This is a genomic window from Stenotrophomonas sp. HMSC10F07 (assembly GCF_001807895.1).
Classification (GTDB): Bacteria; Pseudomonadota; Gammaproteobacteria; order Xanthomonadales; family Xanthomonadaceae; genus Stenotrophomonas; species Stenotrophomonas sepilia.
In genome coordinates this window covers 37576-52610 of sequence record NZ_KV791422.1, presented here as the reverse complement: position 1 = coordinate 52610, position 15035 = coordinate 37576, and the positions used below count along the sequence as shown (strand labels likewise).

The 15035-nt window shown below is 66.9% G+C and carries 14 protein-coding genes; 6 read left to right on the top strand and 8 right to left on the bottom strand.

What is annotated here, in order from left to right; all coding sequences use genetic code 11:
• Window positions 1–28 precede the first annotated feature (28 nt).
• A complete protein-coding gene (locus HMPREF3114_RS14815; protein WP_053497554.1) occupies window positions 29–451 on the bottom strand; it encodes a YbaN family protein in 423 nt (140 codons plus the stop codon).
• Window positions 452–505: 54 nt separating this feature from the next.
• Window positions 506–2617 carry a S9 family peptidase gene (locus tag HMPREF3114_RS14810; protein ID WP_053497587.1) on the bottom strand — a complete coding sequence of 704 codons (2112 nt, stop codon included), beginning with the start codon at window positions 2615–2617 and terminating at the stop codon, window positions 506–508.
• 143 nt (window positions 2618–2760) lie between these two features.
• Here HMPREF3114_RS14810 and HMPREF3114_RS14805 point away from each other — a divergent pair, with 143 nt between their 5' ends.
• Entirely contained in the window at window positions 2761–3945 is a 1185-nt protein-coding gene (locus HMPREF3114_RS14805; protein ID WP_053497556.1) for a pyridoxal phosphate-dependent aminotransferase, read from the top strand.
• A 111-nt stretch (window positions 3946–4056) separates the two neighbouring features.
• Here HMPREF3114_RS14805 and HMPREF3114_RS14800 read toward each other — a convergent pair whose 3' ends face one another.
• Window positions 4057–6153 (bottom strand): prolyl oligopeptidase family serine peptidase, encoded by a 2097-nt coding sequence (locus tag HMPREF3114_RS14800; RefSeq protein ID WP_053497558.1) that lies wholly within the window; start codon window positions 6151–6153, stop codon window positions 4057–4059.
• 69 nt (window positions 6154–6222) lie between these two features.
• Window positions 6223–6522 (bottom strand): hypothetical protein, encoded by a 300-nt coding sequence (locus HMPREF3114_RS14795; RefSeq protein ID WP_053497560.1) that lies wholly within the window; start codon window positions 6520–6522, stop codon window positions 6223–6225.
• A gap of 128 nt (window positions 6523–6650) precedes the next feature.
• On the opposite strand from HMPREF3114_RS14795, the gene HMPREF3114_RS14790 reads away from it, so the two are divergent.
• Complete coding sequence (locus HMPREF3114_RS14790) at window positions 6651–7250, top strand: lipocalin family protein (protein ID WP_005419460.1); 600 nt, start codon at window positions 6651–6653, stop codon at window positions 7248–7250.
• Between the two features lie 69 nt (window positions 7251–7319).
• On the opposite strand, the gene HMPREF3114_RS14785 is transcribed toward HMPREF3114_RS14790, so the two are convergent.
• The 3 genes from HMPREF3114_RS14785 to HMPREF3114_RS14775 all read right to left on the bottom strand — a co-directional run bounded on the left by HMPREF3114_RS14785 (window position 7320) and on the right by HMPREF3114_RS14775 (window position 10089).
• On the bottom strand, window positions 7320–8009 hold the full coding sequence (locus tag HMPREF3114_RS14785) for a methionine ABC transporter permease (protein ID WP_070489942.1): 690 nt from the start codon (window positions 8007–8009) through the stop codon (window positions 7320–7322).
• Window positions 8006–9013, bottom strand: a complete 1008-nt coding sequence (locus HMPREF3114_RS14780) for a methionine ABC transporter ATP-binding protein (RefSeq protein WP_053497562.1) — start codon at window positions 9011–9013, stop codon at window positions 8006–8008. Before HMPREF3114_RS14780 ends, HMPREF3114_RS14785 begins: the two co-directional genes overlap by 4 nt.
• A 179-nt stretch (window positions 9014–9192) precedes the next feature.
• Window positions 9193–10089 (bottom strand): DMT family transporter, encoded by an 897-nt coding sequence (locus HMPREF3114_RS14775; RefSeq protein WP_005419466.1) that lies wholly within the window; start codon window positions 10087–10089, stop codon window positions 9193–9195.
• A 154-nt stretch (window positions 10090–10243) separates the two neighbouring features.
• On the opposite strand from HMPREF3114_RS14775, the gene HMPREF3114_RS14770 reads away from it, so the two are divergent.
• The 3 genes from HMPREF3114_RS14770 to HMPREF3114_RS14760 all read left to right on the top strand — a co-directional run bounded on the left by HMPREF3114_RS14770 (window position 10244) and on the right by HMPREF3114_RS14760 (window position 12194).
• Window positions 10244–10726, top strand: a complete 483-nt coding sequence (locus HMPREF3114_RS14770) for a YajQ family cyclic di-GMP-binding protein (protein ID WP_005419468.1) — start codon at window positions 10244–10246, stop codon at window positions 10724–10726.
• 101 nt (window positions 10727–10827) lie between these two features.
• Window positions 10828–11394 (top strand): DUF1415 domain-containing protein, encoded by a 567-nt coding sequence (locus tag HMPREF3114_RS14765; RefSeq protein WP_033834530.1) that lies wholly within the window; start codon window positions 10828–10830, stop codon window positions 11392–11394.
• Window positions 11391–12194, top strand: coding sequence for an SDR family oxidoreductase (locus HMPREF3114_RS14760; protein WP_053497564.1), 804 nt, complete (start codon window positions 11391–11393; stop codon window positions 12192–12194). Before HMPREF3114_RS14765 ends, HMPREF3114_RS14760 begins: the two co-directional genes overlap by 4 nt.
• A 103-nt stretch (window positions 12195–12297) precedes the next feature.
• Here HMPREF3114_RS14760 and HMPREF3114_RS14755 read toward each other — a convergent pair whose 3' ends face one another.
• Window positions 12298–14328 (bottom strand): M3 family metallopeptidase, encoded by a 2031-nt coding sequence (locus HMPREF3114_RS14755; RefSeq protein WP_053497566.1) that lies wholly within the window; start codon window positions 14326–14328, stop codon window positions 12298–12300.
• A gap of 165 nt (window positions 14329–14493) precedes the next feature.
• On the opposite strand from HMPREF3114_RS14755, the gene HMPREF3114_RS14750 reads away from it, so the two are divergent.
• A complete protein-coding gene (locus tag HMPREF3114_RS14750) occupies window positions 14494–14898 on the top strand; it encodes a hypothetical protein (protein WP_005419475.1) in 405 nt (134 codons plus the stop codon).
• Window positions 14899–15035 lie beyond the last annotated feature (137 nt).

Genomic DNA, 15035 nt, shown 5'->3' with positions numbered 1-15035 from the left:
GTAGCGCCGGGCCATGCCCGGCGGGCGATCATTGCTTTGGTGGCAGCGGCCGCGTCCACAGCCAGATTGCGACCACGGTCATGCTGCCGATCGAGAACCACTTTACCCAGGCGATCGGCACGCACCACAGCATGATGGCGGCGCACACCGCCATGGTGATCGTGGCCATCCACTTGCCATAGCGGCTGACCGCCCCGTGTGCCTGCCAGTTGGCGATGGCCGGGCCGAAGCGCGGGTGCTGCAGCAGCCAGGTGTGCAGGCGTTCGGACCCACGTGATGCAGCCCACGCCGAGATCAGGATGAATACGGTGGTCGGAAGGCCCGGCACGAAGATGCCGACGATGCCGGTGCCCAGGCTGACGTAGGCCAGCAGCCACCACGCCCAGCGGAAACGCACCACGCGCGGTGGCGTGGCGGTATCGCGGGATGCGGAGGGCTCGGGCAGGCTCATGGCCGCAAGGATAACGGTTCGGGGTGCCCGGCAACGCCCGGCACCCCTTCGCCGTTACGGCTGGGCGATGCCCAGCTGCTGCAGCACGAACGCGTACGACTCGGACAGCTCGCGGTAGCGCTGGAAGCGCCCCGACTTGCCGCCGTGGCCGGCTTCCATGTTGGTGCGGAACAGGATCGGGTAGGGGCCGGTGTTGTGATCACGCAGCTTGGCCACCCACTTGGCCGGCTCCCAGTACTGCACCTGCGAATCCCACAGGCCGGTACCCACGAACAGCGCCGGGTACGCCTGCTGCTTCACATTGTCGTAGGGCGAGTAGGACAGCATGTAGTCGTAATACGGCTTCTGCTCCGGGTTGCCCCACTCATCGTATTCGTTGGTGGTCAGCGGAATGGTCGGGTCGAGCATGGTGGTGACCACGTCGACGAACGGGACCTGCGCCACCATCACCCGGTAATCCTGCGGGGCCTGGTTGGCCACCGCGCCCATCAGCAGGCCACCGGCGCTGCCGCCGGACGCAGCGACGCGATCCTTCGCCGCCCAGCCCTGTGCGACCAGGCCGCGGGTGACGTCGATGAAGTCGTTGAAGGTGTTCTGCTTGTGCAGCAGCTTGCCGTTCTCGTACCAGTCGCGGCCCATTTCCTGGCCACCGCGGATATGGGCAATGGCATACACCACGCCGCGGTCGAGCAGGCTCACCGCGGTCTGGTTGAAGTACGGGTCCATCGACATCCCGTAGCTGCCATAGGCGTACTGGAACAGTGCGCCCTTTCCATCCTTCTGGTAGCCCTTGCGGTAGACCAGCGACACCGGCACCTTCACGCCATCGCGCGCGGTGATCCAGACGCGGTCGGTTTCGTACTTCGACGCGTCATAGCCGATCACCGGCTGTACCTTCAGCTGGCGACGCTCGCCGGTGGCGGTGTTCAGTTCGAACACGGTGGTCGGGGTGGTCATCGAGGTGTAGACGTAGCGCAGCCACGGCGTATCGGCTTCGGTGTTGTCGCCCAGGCCCATCGAGTACGCCGGCTCGTCGGCCTTCACGTAGTCGCTGCGGCCGTCCTTGTACAGCAGGCGGATGCGCTCCAGGCCCTCGGAACGTTCGGCGATGGCGGTGTAGCTGTCGAACAGCTCGAAGCCTTCGATGAACACCGCATCGTCATGCGCAATCCAGTCCTTCCACTGCGCACGCGAGGTGGCATCGGTCGGTGCGGTGACCAGCTTGAAGTTCTTCGCACCGTCGTTGGTGCGGATCACCCAGCGGCCGTCGTAGTGGTCGGCGTCGTACTCGACGTCACGCTGGCGCGGGGCCAGCACGGTGAAGGTGGTCGGATCGCTGGCCGGTGCGTAGCGCTCTTCCGAGGAGACGGTGCTGTGCACGCCGATGGTGATGAAGCGATCATCGCGGGTGCGGCCGATGCCCATGTAGAAGCTGTCGTCCTTCTCTTCGTAGACGACGGTGTCGGCGCTGGCTGGAGTGCCCAGCACGTGCTTCTTCACGCGCACGGTGAGCAGCGTTTCCGGATCGTTCTCGACATACAGCACGGTGCGGTTGTCGTCGGCCCAGACCAGGTCGCCGGAGCTGCCGGTGATCACATCGGGCAGCACCTTGCCGGTGGTCAGATCCTTGAAGCGGATCGTGTACTGGCGGCGGCCGACATCATCATCGGCCCAGGCCAGCAACTGGTTGTCCTGGCTGACCTCCATCGAGCCGACGCTGAAGTAACCCTTGCCGGCAGCCATCGTATTGACGTCCAGCAGGATTTCCTCGGCGGCCTCCATGCTGCCCTTGCGGCGTGCGTGGATGGGGTAGTCCTGGCCGGTCTCGAAACGGCTGTAGTACCAGTAGCCACGCTCGCGCGCCGGCACGCTGGAATCGTCCTGCTTGATGCGGCCGACGATCTCCTTGTACAGGGTGTCTTCCAGTGGCTTCAGCGGTGCCAGCAGCTGGTCGGCGTAGGCATTCTCGGCCTGCAGGTAGGCCAGCATGTCCTTGTTCTCGCGCTTGTCGTCGCGCAGCCAGTAATAGTCATCGTTGCGGGTCGCGCCGAACGGCGCCTTGACCACGTGCGGATGCCTGGCGGCGTCCGGCGGAACGGGCGGAGTGGCGGCGGTAGCAGTCGTGGTCATCAGGCTGGCGAGCAACAGGCAGAGGGTGGACTTCATGAAGTAGGGTTCCTGGCGCATCAATGCAATGGTCTTCGGCGGGGTCAGATCCCTTTTCCCGAAAAGCGATCTGACCCCAATCCCCGCAATGCGGCAACCCTGCGGATCGTCATGGGTCGTGCCGGCCGGCGTACCATGGGCACATGAGTACCCTGCCCCACCCGCCGGGCTACAGCCGGCGCAGCCATGAAATCGCCCCGTTCCACGTGATGTCCCTGCTGGCCCGCGCGCAGGCGCTGGAACAGGCCGGCCACGATGTGATCCACCTGGAAATCGGCGAACCGGACTTCACTACCGCCGAACCGGTCGTGCGGGCCGGCCAGGCCGCTCTGGCCGCCGGCCATACCCGCTACACCGCCGCACGTGGCCTGCCGGCCCTGCGCCAGGCGATCAGCGGTTTCTATCGCAGCCACTACGGTCTGGACATCGATCCTGAACGCATCCTGGTCACCCCGGGTGGGTCCGGTGCGCTGCTGCTGGCCAGCAGCCTGCTGGTCGATCCCGGCCGCCACTGGCTGCTGGCCGACCCCGGCTATCCGTGCAACCGCCACTTCCTGCGCCTGGTGGAAGGCGGTGCGCAACTGGTACCGGTCGGGCCGGAGACCACCTACCAGCTGACCCCGTCGCTGGTGGAACAGCACTGGAATGCCGACAGCGTCGGCGCGCTGGTCGCCTCGCCGGCCAACCCGACCGGCACCGTGCTTTCCGCCGCCGAGCTGGCGGCACTGTCGAAGACCCTGCACGCGCGCGGTGGTCACCTGGTGGTGGACGAGATCTACCACGGCCTGACCTATGGCCTGGATGCGCCCAGCGTGCTGCAGGTGGATGACAGCGCGTTCGTGCTGAACAGCTTCTCCAAGTATTTCGGCATGACCGGGTGGCGGCTGGGCTGGCTGGTAGCGCCGCCGTCAGCAGTACCGGATCTGGAGAAGCTGGCGCAGAACCTGTACATCAGCGCCTCGAGCATCGCCCAGCATGCCGCCCTCGCCTGTTTCAGCGAGGAATCGATGGCGATCTTCGAGCAGCGCCGCGACGCGTTCCGCCAGCGCCGCGACTTCCTGCTGCCGGCACTGCGCGAGCTGGGCTTCCGTATCGAAGTCGAGCCACAGGGCGCGTTCTACCTGTACGCCGACGTCAGCGCGTTCACCGACGACGCGCAGGCATTCTGCGCGCATTTCCTGGAAACCGAGCACGTGGCGTTCACCCCGGGCCTGGATTTCGGCTTCCATCGTGCCAACCAGCACGTGCGCCTGGCCTATACCCAGGAGGTACCGCGATTGCAGGAGGCGGTGGCGCGGATTGCGCGCGGATTGAAGCATTTCCGGTAGCGCCGGGCCATGCCCGGCGGCATCTTGCCGCGCTACGCGCTCGCCGGGCATGGCTCGGCGCTACCCGATAACGGAAAACGCCGCCCCGGGGGGCGGCGTTTTCCGTTCTGCTTACTTGCCGCCCAACCGCTCCCACAGGAAGCTGTAGGCCAGTGCCGACATGTGCGCGGCCTGCGCGTTGTTGGCGGCGCCGCCGTGACCCCCTTCGATGTTCTCGTAGTAGGTCACGTCCTTGCCGGCGTCGATCATCTTCGCCGCCATCTTGCGGGCATGGCCCGGGTGCACGCGGTCGTCGCGGGTCGAGGTGGTGAACAGCACCGGCGGGTAGTTCTTCTTCGCGTTGAACAGGTGGTACGGCGAGAAGGTCTTGATGAACTCCCAGTCACTGGTATCCGGGTTGCCGTACTCGGCCATCCACGAGGCACCCGCCAACAGGTGGCTGTAGCGCTTCATGTCCAGCAACGGCACCTGCACCACCACCGCACCGAACAGCTCCGGGTACTGGGTCAGCATGTTGCCGGTCAGCAGGCCACCGTTGCTGCCGCCCTGCACGCCCAGGTGCTTGGCGCTGGTGATCTTGCGCTTGACCAGGTCCCGCGCCACCGCGGCCATGTCTTCGTAGGCCTTGTGGCGGTTCTGCTTCAGCGCCGCCTGGTGCCAGCGCGGGCCGTACTCGCCGCCACCACGGATGTTGGCCACCACGTACACGCCGCCCTTCTCCAGCCAGGCGCGGCCCATGCCACCGGAATAGCTCGGGGTCAGCGAGATCTCGAAGCCACCGTAGCCGTACAGCAGCGTCGGATTGGAGCCATCGAGCTTCATCGCCCTGTCGTGCACCACGAAGTACGGCACGCGGGTGCCGTCCTTGCTGGTGGCGAAATGCTGCTCGATCACCTTGCCCTTGGCGTCGAAGAAGGCCGGCATGGTCTTCAGTGTTTCCGGGGCCTGGCCGATCTCGGCCAGCGCCAGCGTGGTCGGGGTCAGGTAGTCGGTGGCGGTCAGCCACACCGCGTCGCTGTCATTGCTGTCCACTGCAGCCACGCCCAGCGTGCCGAAGGCCGGGGCGCCGACGAAGCGGCTGGCCTGCCAGCCATTGGCGCCCGGGGTCAGCACCGACAGGCGGTTCTTGACGTCGTCCAGCACGTTCAGCACCAGGTGGCTTTTGGTCCAGGTGGCGCTGGCCAGCGAGGTGGTCGCGGTCGGGGTGAACAGCACCTCGAAGTCGCGCTTGCCGGCCAGGAAGTCGTCCAGCTTCGTCGCCAGCAGCGAACCGGACGCATAGGTCTTGCCGCCCACGGTCCACGGATCGCGCAGTTCCAGGGTCAGCCACTGCTTGTGCAGGCCCTTCTCGGCCGAGTTCGGCGCGTCGATCTTGGTCAGCGTGCCGTCGTCGCCACGCAGGTAGAGCTCGTTGTTGTAGAACGCCAGCGTGCGGCTGACCAGGTTGCGCTCGAAGCCCGGGGTGTCATCGTGCATCGCCGCGATGTACATGTCTTCCGGCTTGCCTTCGTACACCGTCGTGGCCGAGGCCATCGGCGTGCCGCGCTTCCACAGCTTGGCCACGCGCGGATAGCCGGACGTGGTCATCGTGCCGGCACCGAAGTCGGTGTAGACGAACACGGTGTCGCGATCGACCCAGTTGAGGCCCCCCTTCGACTCCGGGCGGAAGAAGCCGTCCTTGATCCAGGTCTTGTTGGCCAGGTCGAACTCGCGGGTGACGTCGGCGTCGGCGCCGCCGCGCGACAGCGCGATCAGGCAACGGCTGTAGTCCGGGCGCAGGCAATCGGCGCCGTGCCAGACCCAGTTCTCACCCTCGGCCTTGTTCAGTGCATCCAGGTCGAGCACGGTCTCCCACTGCGGCGACGCCTTGCGGTACTCGGCCAGGGTGGTGCGCCGCCACAGGCCGCGCTCGTGCTGCTGGTCCTTCCAGAAGTTGTAGTAGTAGTCGCCGATCTTCTGCACGCCCGGAATCTTGGCATCGGAGTCGAGCACCTCGCGGATGCGGGTCTCCATCTGCTTGAAGGCCGGGGTCTGCGCCAGGCGCGCCTCGGACTTGGCATTCTGTTCCTTGACCCAGGACAGCGGCTTGTCGCCGGTGACGTCCTCCAGCCAGGCGTAGCGGTCGGTATCCTCAGCGGCCACGGCGGTCCCCACCGAGGCAGCGGTCATCATGCCGGCCAACAGGCAGGCGGAAGCGAGTCGTGACATTGCAGCTCCAGGCAGTCATAAGCCGTGGAACGCTAGCACGGAATGCCGCGGCCTCCCCCGTGTCGAAGGTCAGGCCGTGGCCGCCGGGCCGCGCCGGCGACGCGCCTGTCCACCGGTACGCCGCACCTTCGGCAGCCCCGACAGGCGCGGCAGCGGGAAGCGCAGCAGCGCCCACCAGGCCGCGAGCGGCATGCCGATCAGCCACATCGGCAGCCAGCCCAACCACGCGCTGCTGCCACGTGCCGCTGGCCAGACCAGTACCAGCGCCAGTCCGGCCAGCGCCAGTTGCCGCACGCCACGCAGCAGGCGCGGGTCGGCGCGTTCGATGATGCGTTCAGTTGCAGGGTGACGGACGGAACGTGTGTTCATGGGCCTTCTCCGGTAGACAATGCAACACAGCTTGGGCAAGCCCCTTCTCACAGATTGCGACACCATTGACGGATCGCGCACGCTCAGTCGACCATGCTCAGGCAAAGCCCTCCTGAGCCCGCTCCCGCATGACTTCGATCCGCCCGCTCTGCGCCGTGTTGCTGGCCCTGTCCCTGGCGGGCCCCGCCATGGCGGTCGGTGAGCCGCCATCACCCCGTGCCAGCGTCCCGCGCGCCGATCCGGATGCCCCGATCGACCTCAAGCGCTTCATGGGCACCTGGTACGTGATCGGCCGCGTGCCGAACTTCATCGAACGCGGGCACGTCGCCAGCGTCAACGAGTACGAGTTGCGCGACGAGCACAAGGTCGGCATCACCTACCGCTACCGCGACGGCTTCGGCGAACCCCTGCAGGAGATCCGTGCACGCGCCAGCGTCGACCCGGACAGCGGCAACCACGGCTGGCGCACCTGGTTCTACCGCGTGGTGCCGACCCACTCCCGGGTGCTGGACGTCGCCCCGGATTATTCGTGGGCACTGATCGGCTACCCGGGCCGCGAGATGGCCTGGATCTTCTCGCGCACGCCGGACATGGACAAAGCGCTGTACAAGGAGCTGGCCGAGCGCCTGCGCGACGAGTACGGCGTGAACACCGACAAGCTCAAGCGCGTGCCGCAGCATCCGGAACAGGTCGGCAAGCTGGGCTACGAAGTACCGAACGCGCGTTGACCGGGTCGTGGGATTGCCGGCCAGCGGCCGGCACTACCCGAACGATGCCGGGCGCCGCCCGGCACTCTGTTACTTGCGGCTGTAATGCGCGACCAGGCGGTCGCCGAGCATCTGCAGCAGCTGCACCAGGACCAGCAGCAGGACCACGGTGACCAGGGCCACGTCGGTGTGCGAACGCTGGTAGCCGTCGCGGAACGCCAGATCGCCCAGGCCGCCGGAACCGATGGCGCCGCCCATCGCGGTGAAACCGATCAGCGCGACGGTGGTCACCGTCGCACCGGCGATCAGGCCCGGGCGCGCTTCCGGCAGCAACACGCGGGTAACCAGCTGCCAGGTGGTGGCGCCCATTGCCTGGGTAGCTTCGATCACGCCGCGGTCAACCTCGCGCAACGCGGTCTCGACCAGGCGCGCATAGAACGGTGCGGCACCAATAACCAGCGGCACGATCGCACCACGCACGCCCAGCGACGTCCCCATCAGGAACATGGTGACCGGAATCAGCACGATCATCAGAATGATGAAAGGCACTGAACGCAGCAGGTTCACCACCAGCGCCAGCACGCCATAGGCGAACGGCCGGCGCTTCATCTGCGGTGCGCCGAACAGGTACAGCAGCACACCCAGCGGCAGGCCGATGGCCAGGGTCAGCGGCAGCGAACCGAGCAGCATCAGCAGGGTGTCGATGGTGGCCTGGCCGATGTCGGCCCACTTGCCCGCATCCAGGTGGCGGAAGAAGCCGCCGGCAGTAGCGATGATCATCGACGCAGTTCCTCAACATGCACGCCGGCGGCCACGAACGCGGCCTGCGCGGCGGACTGGTCACCGCCCACCAGGGCGACCACCAGCTGGCCATACGGGGTGTCCTTGATCCGGTCGATGCGGCCGGACAGGATGTTGTAGTCGACCCCGGTCTGCCGCGCGACACTGCCGAGCAGGGGTTCGTAGGTGTCGCCACCGAGGAAGGTCAGGCGCACGATACGGCCGCCAACGGCATCGAAATCACGGTGCAGCGCCCCCTCGTCCACATGCTCCGACTCACTGACGAAACGGCGGGTGGTCGGATGCTGCGGGTGCAGGAACACCCGGGTGACCGGACCGGTTTCGACCATCTGGCCGGCATCGAGCACCGCAACGCGGTCGCAGACACGCCGGATCACGTCCATCTCGTGGGTGATCAGCACAATGGTCAGGCCGAGCTCGCGATTGATCTTTGACAGCAGCGACAGCACCGAAGCGGTGGTCTGCGGATCGAGCGCACTGGTGGCCTCGTCGCACAGCAGGATCTGTGGACGGGTCGCCAGCGCGCGGGCGATACCGACGCGCTGCTTCTGGCCACCGGACAGCTGCGCCGGATACTTCTGCGCATGCGCTTCCAGGCCCACGGTCTGCAGCAGCTCGGCCACGCGCGCGTCGATTTCCGTCTTCGGCGTGCCGGCCAGTTCCAGCGGGAAGGCGACATTGCCCGCCACCGTGCGCGACGACAGCAGGTTGAAGTGCTGGAAGATCATGCCGATGCGCCGGCGCAGCGCGCGCAGCCCGTCCACGTCCAGCGCGGTGACATCCTCGCCACCGATCAGCAGCCGGCCACCGCTGGGTTCTTCCAGGCGGTTGATCATGCGGATCAGGGTCGACTTGCCGGCACCGGAATGGCCGATGATGCCGAAAACCTCACCGGCCTCGATGGTCAGGTCCAACGGTTGCAGCGCGCTGATCTCGCGGCCGGCAACGGCATAGGATTTGTGCAGGCGCTGGAACTCGATCACGGGCGTGGCTCACCGGCTGGGTGACGGAAGGGGGCGTGCAGCCTACCAGCGCAGGCGGTCGCGCGCCCGCGCCATGGGCCAGAATGTTATTCCTTTTGGTTCTAAAGCACCTGCTCCGGCGCGGGTTCCGGGGTCGGATCCCCGCAGGGGCTCTGACCCCGCTTCCCTGCCAAACCGGTTCAGGGATGGTCCAGCGGCTTCGGTGGTTCCTGCCGGTTGACCCGCTCGCGGTGCAGCAGGTAAAGCCCCGAAGCCACGATGATCGCCGCGCCCACCCAGGTATAGCCATCGGGCAGCTGGCCCCAGAAGGCCAGGTCCCAACCGATCACCCAGACCAGCCCGCTGTACTCCAACGGCGCGATCATCGAGGCCTCGCCCAGCTGGAAGGCCCTGGTCAGGGCGATCTGGCCCAGCGCCCCGGCCAGGCCCATGCCACCGATCAGCGGCGCATGTGCCAGCTGCAGCGGCACCCAGCCGGGAAGGGCCAGCAGGCCGGCACCGATGGCCATGATCACCAGGAACCAGACCACCATCGACTGCGAGGTATCGGTGCGGGTCAGCAGGCTGACCGTGATCGCCGCAATGGCATAGGCGGTGGCCGCGGCCAGCACCATCAGCCCCGGCACCGAGATGAAGCCATCGACGCCCGGCCGCAGCACCACCAGTACGCCGACCAGGCCAATCCCGATGGCGACCCAGCGCCGTGGCCCGACCCGCTCGCCCAGCAGCGGCACCGACAATGCGGCGATCAGCAGCGGGGCAACGAAATAGATGGTGTAGGCAGTGGACAACGGCAGATCGCGCAGGGCGAACACGAAGCAGCCGATCATCGCCATGCCCAGCGCACCACGCAGCAGGTGCAGCCCCCAGCGGCGCGGCACCAGCGAACGTGGCCCGGCGCTGGCCAGCACCCAGACCAGCACGAACGGCAACGAGGCCGCGCCGCGCAGGAAGGTTACTTCCAGGGTGGGGTAGCTGGCCGACAGCTGCTTCATGCCAGCATCCATCAGCGAGAAGCACGCGACCGCAGCGACCATCCAGGCCACCGCGCGAGAGGGGGAGCGTTGCACGTTCATGGCCCATTATCGCCCGGTCGTCGCCTTCTGTAGAGCCGAGCCCACGCTCGGCTGCGTTGTGAAGAGCAGCCGAGCGTGGGCTCGGTTCTGCAAACGGCGGGCATGGGGCCCTCGCGATAGAATGGCTGCCACTGAATCCTGCGGAGCATCGCCCATGCCTTCCTTCGACGTCGTGTCCGAAGTCGACACCCACGAACTGACCAACGCCATCGACCAGGCCAACCGCGAACTGGCCACCCGCTTCGATTTCAAGGGCGTGGATGCCAAGTTCGAACGCGATGGCGATGTGATCAACCAGTTCGCGCCGACCGAGTTCCAGCTCAAGCAGATGAACGACATCCTGCGTGCACGCCTGGCCGCGCGCGGCATCGATGTGCTCAGCCTGGAGTTCGGCGACATCGAGACCAACCTGGCCCAGGCCCGGCAGAAGATCACCGTCAAGCAGGGCATCGAGCAGAAGATCGCCAAGAAGATCGCCGCTGCGCTGAAGGAGGCCAAGCTGAAGGTTGAAAGCCAGATCAATGGCGACAAGCTGCGCGTGCAGGGCAAGAAGCGTGATGACCTGCAGGACGCCATCGCCGTGCTCAAGGCCGGCAAGTTCGAGCTGCCGCTGCAGTTCAACAATTTCCGCGATTGAGGCATCCGCCGGGCATGGCCCGGCGCTGCCAGCGGCAGGTACGACGGCGCGTTGCCAGCGACGCGCCTACAATGTCCGCCCCGCCAGCCGACGTGCCCGCCATGACCGACGCCCAACTGCCCACCGAGGACCCGATCGCCGCCACCCGCCTGTGGCTGGAACGCATCGTCATCGGCCTGAACCTGTGCCCGTTCGCCAAGGCGGTCTACGTGAAGGATCAAGTCCGCATCGTGCTCAGCGATGCGACCACGACCGAAGCCCTGGTTGAGCAGCTGGCCGAGGAGCTGGTCCTGCTGCGTGATACGCCGGCCGAGCAGATCGATACCACGCTGATCGTGCATCCGCAGGTGCTGACCGATTTCCTCGACTACAACGACTTCCTCGACAACGCCGACGCGGCGATCGAGGCGCTGGACCTGCAGGGCATCCTGCAGGTGGCCAGCTTCCATCCGGATTACCAGTTCGAGGGCGTGGCTGCCGACGACGCCAGCAACTACACCAACCGCGCGCCCTTCCCCACCCTGCACCTGCTGCGCGAAGACAGCGTGGCGCGCGCGGTGGACGTCTATCCGGATCCGGATGTGATCGTCGAGCGCAACATCCAGACCCTGGACCGCATCGGCGTGGACGGCTGGCATCGCCGCCTGCGTGGCGAAGACCTGTCGTGAGCACGGTACCGCCGATTGCCGCTTGGCCGGCCGCGCCGCTGTCGGGCAAGGTGGTGCTGGTCACCGGCGGTGCCAACGGCATCGGCCGTGGCATCGCGCAGGCCGTGCTCGGCGCCGGTGGCCGCGTGCTGATCGGCGACCTCGACATGGAGGCCGGCGAGGCGTGCCTGGCGGAATGGCAGCGTGGTGAGGATGCCGTGTTCCAGCGCCTGGATATCACCGACGAAGCCAGCGTGCGCGCCTTCATCGCCGTGGCCCTGCAGCGTTTCGGCCGCATCGACGGGCTGGTCAACAACGCGGGGATTGCCAGCCCGCACGGCACGCTGCTGCAGGACATGGACTGGGACGAGTGGCAGCGCCGGCTGTCTTCGCTGCACGGCGCGTTCCTGTGCAGCAAGCATGCGTTGCCGGCGCTGACCGCCAGCGCCGCCGGTGCGATCATCAACATCGCCTCGACCCGCGCCTGGCAATCCGAAGCACACAGCGAAGCCTATGCCGCAGCCAAGGGCGGGCTGGTGGCCTTCACCCATGCGCTGGCGATCAGCAGCGGCCCGGCGGTGCGGGTGAACAGCATCAGTCCCGGCTGGATCGGCACCTGCGAGTGGCAGGCACCCTCACGGCGACACGCACCGGAGTATTCGGCCACCGACCATGCGCAACACCCGGTCGGCCGCGTCGGCCAGCCGGAGGACATCGGTGCGTTGGCCGTATACCTGCTGTCATCACTGTCCGGTTTCAGCACCGGCCAGGATTTCATCGTCGACGGCGGCATGACCCGGAAGATGATCTACGCCGAATGACCCGCCACCGGTAGTGCCGGCCGCTGGCCGGCATTCCGGTAGATCCACGCCATGCGTGGATGGCAGTGAAGTGCCAACCAAGGTTGGCACCCACCACCATGGATTACGCCATGCCCGAGTGGCGCAGCAGCGCATCGATCTGCGGAGCACGGCCGCGGAAGGCCTTGAAGTTGTCCGCCGCCGGGCGGCTGCCACCGCGCGACAGGATCTCATCACGGAAGCGTGCACCGGTTTCAGCCAGTGCCTGCGGCGCTTCCTCGAAAGCGGCATAGGCGTCGGCGCTGAGTACCTCGGCCCACTTGTAGCTGTAGTAACCCGCGGCGTAACCGCCCGCAAAGATGTGGCTGAACTGGTGCGGGAAGCGGTTCCAGGCCGGCGGGTGGTTCACCGCCACTTCCGCGCGCACGCGGTCCAACAGTGCCAGCACGCTGTCCTGCGCTGGTTCGAACTGGCTGTGCAGCAGCATGTCGAACAGGCCGAACTCCAGCTGGCGGACGGTGGCCATGCCGCTGTGGAAGTTGCGCGCGGCCAGCATGCGCTCGTACAGCGCGCGCGGCAGCGGCTCGCCGCTGTCCACGTGCGCGGTCATCGCCTGCAGGTGATCCCATTCCCAGCAGAAGTTCTCCATGAACTGGCTGGGCAGCTCCACCGCATCCCATTCCACGCCGTTGATGCCGGCGACGCCCAGTTCGCCGATGCGGGTCAGCAGCTGGTGCAGGCCGTGGCCCATCTCATGGAACAGCGTGGTCACTTCGTTGTGGCTGAAGGTGGCCGGCTTGCCGTTGGCACCGCGGCCGAAGTTGCACACCAGGTAAACCAGCGGCGTCTGCACGCTGCCGTCGGTGCGCACGCGACGGTTGCGGCAATCATCCATCCACGCCCCGCCGCGCTTGCCCTCGCGGGCGTACAGGTCCAGGTAGAACTGGCCAACCAGCGCACCCTGCGCATCGACCAACCGGAAGAAGCGCACATCCTCGTGCCACACCGGCGCGCTGTCCTCCTGCACGCGCAGGCCGTACAGCTGCTCGATCACCGAGAACAGGCCGCCCAGTACCTTCGGCTCGGTGAAATACTGCTTCACCTCCTGCTCGGAATAGCTGTAACGCGCCTGCTTCAGGCGGTCGGCGGCGAAGGCCAGGTCCCAGGCCTGCAGGCTGTCGATGCCGAGCTGTTCGCGCGCGAACTGCTCCAGCTCGGCGCGGTCCCTGGCGGCGAACGGCTTGGCGCGCGCGGCCAGGTCACGCAGGAAACCGAGCACTTCGGCCGGGTCCTGCGCCATCTTGGTCGCCACCGAGTAATGGCCGTACGAATCGAAGCCGAGCAACGCAGCCAGTTCGGCGCGCAGGGCAAGGATGCGGTCGATGTTGCCGCTGTTGTCCAGTGCGTCATCGCCGAATTCGGACGCACGCTGGGCGCTGGCGCGGTACAGGATCTCGCGAAGGTCGCGGTCCTCGCCCCAGGTCTGCACCGGCAGGTAGCACGGCATCTGCAGGGTCAGTTTCCAGCCGGCCTTGCCGTCCTTCTGTGCTGCGGCATGCGCGGTGGCCTTCACATCATCAGGCAGGCCCTTCAGCCGCGCTTCGTCTTCGATGATCAGCGACCAGGCGTCGGTGGCGTCGAGCACGTTCTGCGAGAACTTCGCCGACAGCGCCGACAGTTCTTCCTTGATCGCAGCAAATCGCTGCTGCGCGTCGGGCGCCAGCTCGGCGCCGCCCAGGCGGAAGTCGCGCAGGGTGTTGTCCAGCACCTTGCGCTGGGCTTCATCGAAATGCGCCGTCTCCGGGCTGGCGGCCAGCGCCTGGTACTGGCGGTAAAGCGCCAGGTTCTGCCCCAGCGCACTGGCGAAGCGGGTCACCCGCGGCAGGTTGCTGTTGTAGGCCTCGCGCAGCTCCGGGGTGTTGACCACGCCCTGCAGGTGGCCGACCAGGCCCCAGGCGCGCCACAGGCGCTCGGTGGCATCGTCCAGTGGGGTCACGAAGGTCTGCCAGGTGACCGGCTGCACCTGCTCGGCTGCGCTGACGGCGGCTTCGGCCTCGGCCAGCAGCACATCCAGCGCCGGCGCCACGTGCTCGGGGCGGATGGCCTCGAAGCGCGGCAGGCCGGAAAAATCGAGCAGGGGGTTGGCAACGGTCACGGCAGGTCTCCAGAGTACGGGCCCGGCAGGCGGGCAGCCCGGTAGATATGGCGCTGCCAGGCATCGCTGACAAGGGGGCACGGCATTCACATCGGCCTTACGCGCGCCCCCCGAAGCTCTGGGTGCGGGGGAGTCCGCAGCGGCACGTACCGAACGAGGCCCCACATGGAAGGTCTGGCTGCAGTTGCATCCGCCTCACCGGCGCGGTCGCTGGCACTGTCTGCCAGCGCGGCCGAACTGGCCTGGATCGCCGCGCTGTGCGATGCCGGCGACGACGCCCCGCGCCACCTGCAGCAGTTGCAGGCGGTGCTGCAGCAGGGCGGCACGTTCAATGAAAGCCAGGAGTGGTACCCGTTCGAAGTAGTCGAGCGCGGCGCCAGCCAGCTGCAGCTGGGCCATGAGCGCGAGTTCGTGATCTGCGTGCTGCTGTGGTTGCAGGCATTGGCCCAGGGCCGCGCCAGCATCCTGGATCCCACCCTGCACCTGGATGACCGTGCGATGGACATCGAGGCGTTGCCCGATGCACTGCGCGACGCGGTGCTCGACGCCTTCACCGCGGCGGGATATTGAGACGCCCCGGCGACCGGGTAGAGTCGACTGTCAGTTGAATTTCGCGCGCAGCGCGGGATTTTCGCGACCTGAACGTAGAGCAGTCGACTAACAGTCGACTCTACCAATCGACGCACGCCTCTGCGGTGCCCCCTGGC

Excerpts from the sequence above, each read along its gene's own strand:
- HMPREF3114_RS14815 (WP_053497554.1), bottom strand. The coding sequence starts at position 451 with ATGAGCCTGCCCGAGCCCTCCGCATCCCGCGATACCGCCACGCCACCG.
- HMPREF3114_RS14810 (WP_053497587.1), bottom strand. The coding sequence starts at position 2,617 with ATGAAGTCCACCCTCTGCCTGTTGCTCGCCAGCCTGATGACCACGACT.
- HMPREF3114_RS14805 (WP_053497556.1), top strand. The coding sequence starts at position 2,761 with ATGAGTACCCTGCCCCACCCGCCGGGCTACAGCCGGCGCAGCCATGAA.
- HMPREF3114_RS14800 (WP_053497558.1), bottom strand. The coding sequence starts at position 6,153 with ATGTCACGACTCGCTTCCGCCTGCCTGTTGGCCGGCATGATGACCGCT.
- HMPREF3114_RS14795 (WP_053497560.1), bottom strand. The coding sequence starts at position 6,522 with ATGAACACACGTTCCGTCCGTCACCCTGCAACTGAACGCATCATCGAA.
- HMPREF3114_RS14790 (WP_005419460.1), top strand. The coding sequence starts at position 6,651 with ATGACTTCGATCCGCCCGCTCTGCGCCGTGTTGCTGGCCCTGTCCCTG.
- HMPREF3114_RS14785 (WP_070489942.1), bottom strand. The coding sequence starts at position 8,009 with ATGATCATCGCTACTGCCGGCGGCTTCTTCCGCCACCTGGATGCGGGC.
- HMPREF3114_RS14775 (WP_005419466.1), bottom strand. The coding sequence starts at position 10,089 with ATGAACGTGCAACGCTCCCCCTCTCGCGCGGTGGCCTGGATGGTCGCT.
- HMPREF3114_RS14770 (WP_005419468.1), top strand. The coding sequence starts at position 10,244 with ATGCCTTCCTTCGACGTCGTGTCCGAAGTCGACACCCACGAACTGACC.
- HMPREF3114_RS14765 (WP_033834530.1), top strand. The coding sequence starts at position 10,828 with ATGACCGACGCCCAACTGCCCACCGAGGACCCGATCGCCGCCACCCGC.
- HMPREF3114_RS14750 (WP_005419475.1), top strand. The coding sequence starts at position 14,494 with ATGGAAGGTCTGGCTGCAGTTGCATCCGCCTCACCGGCGCGGTCGCTG.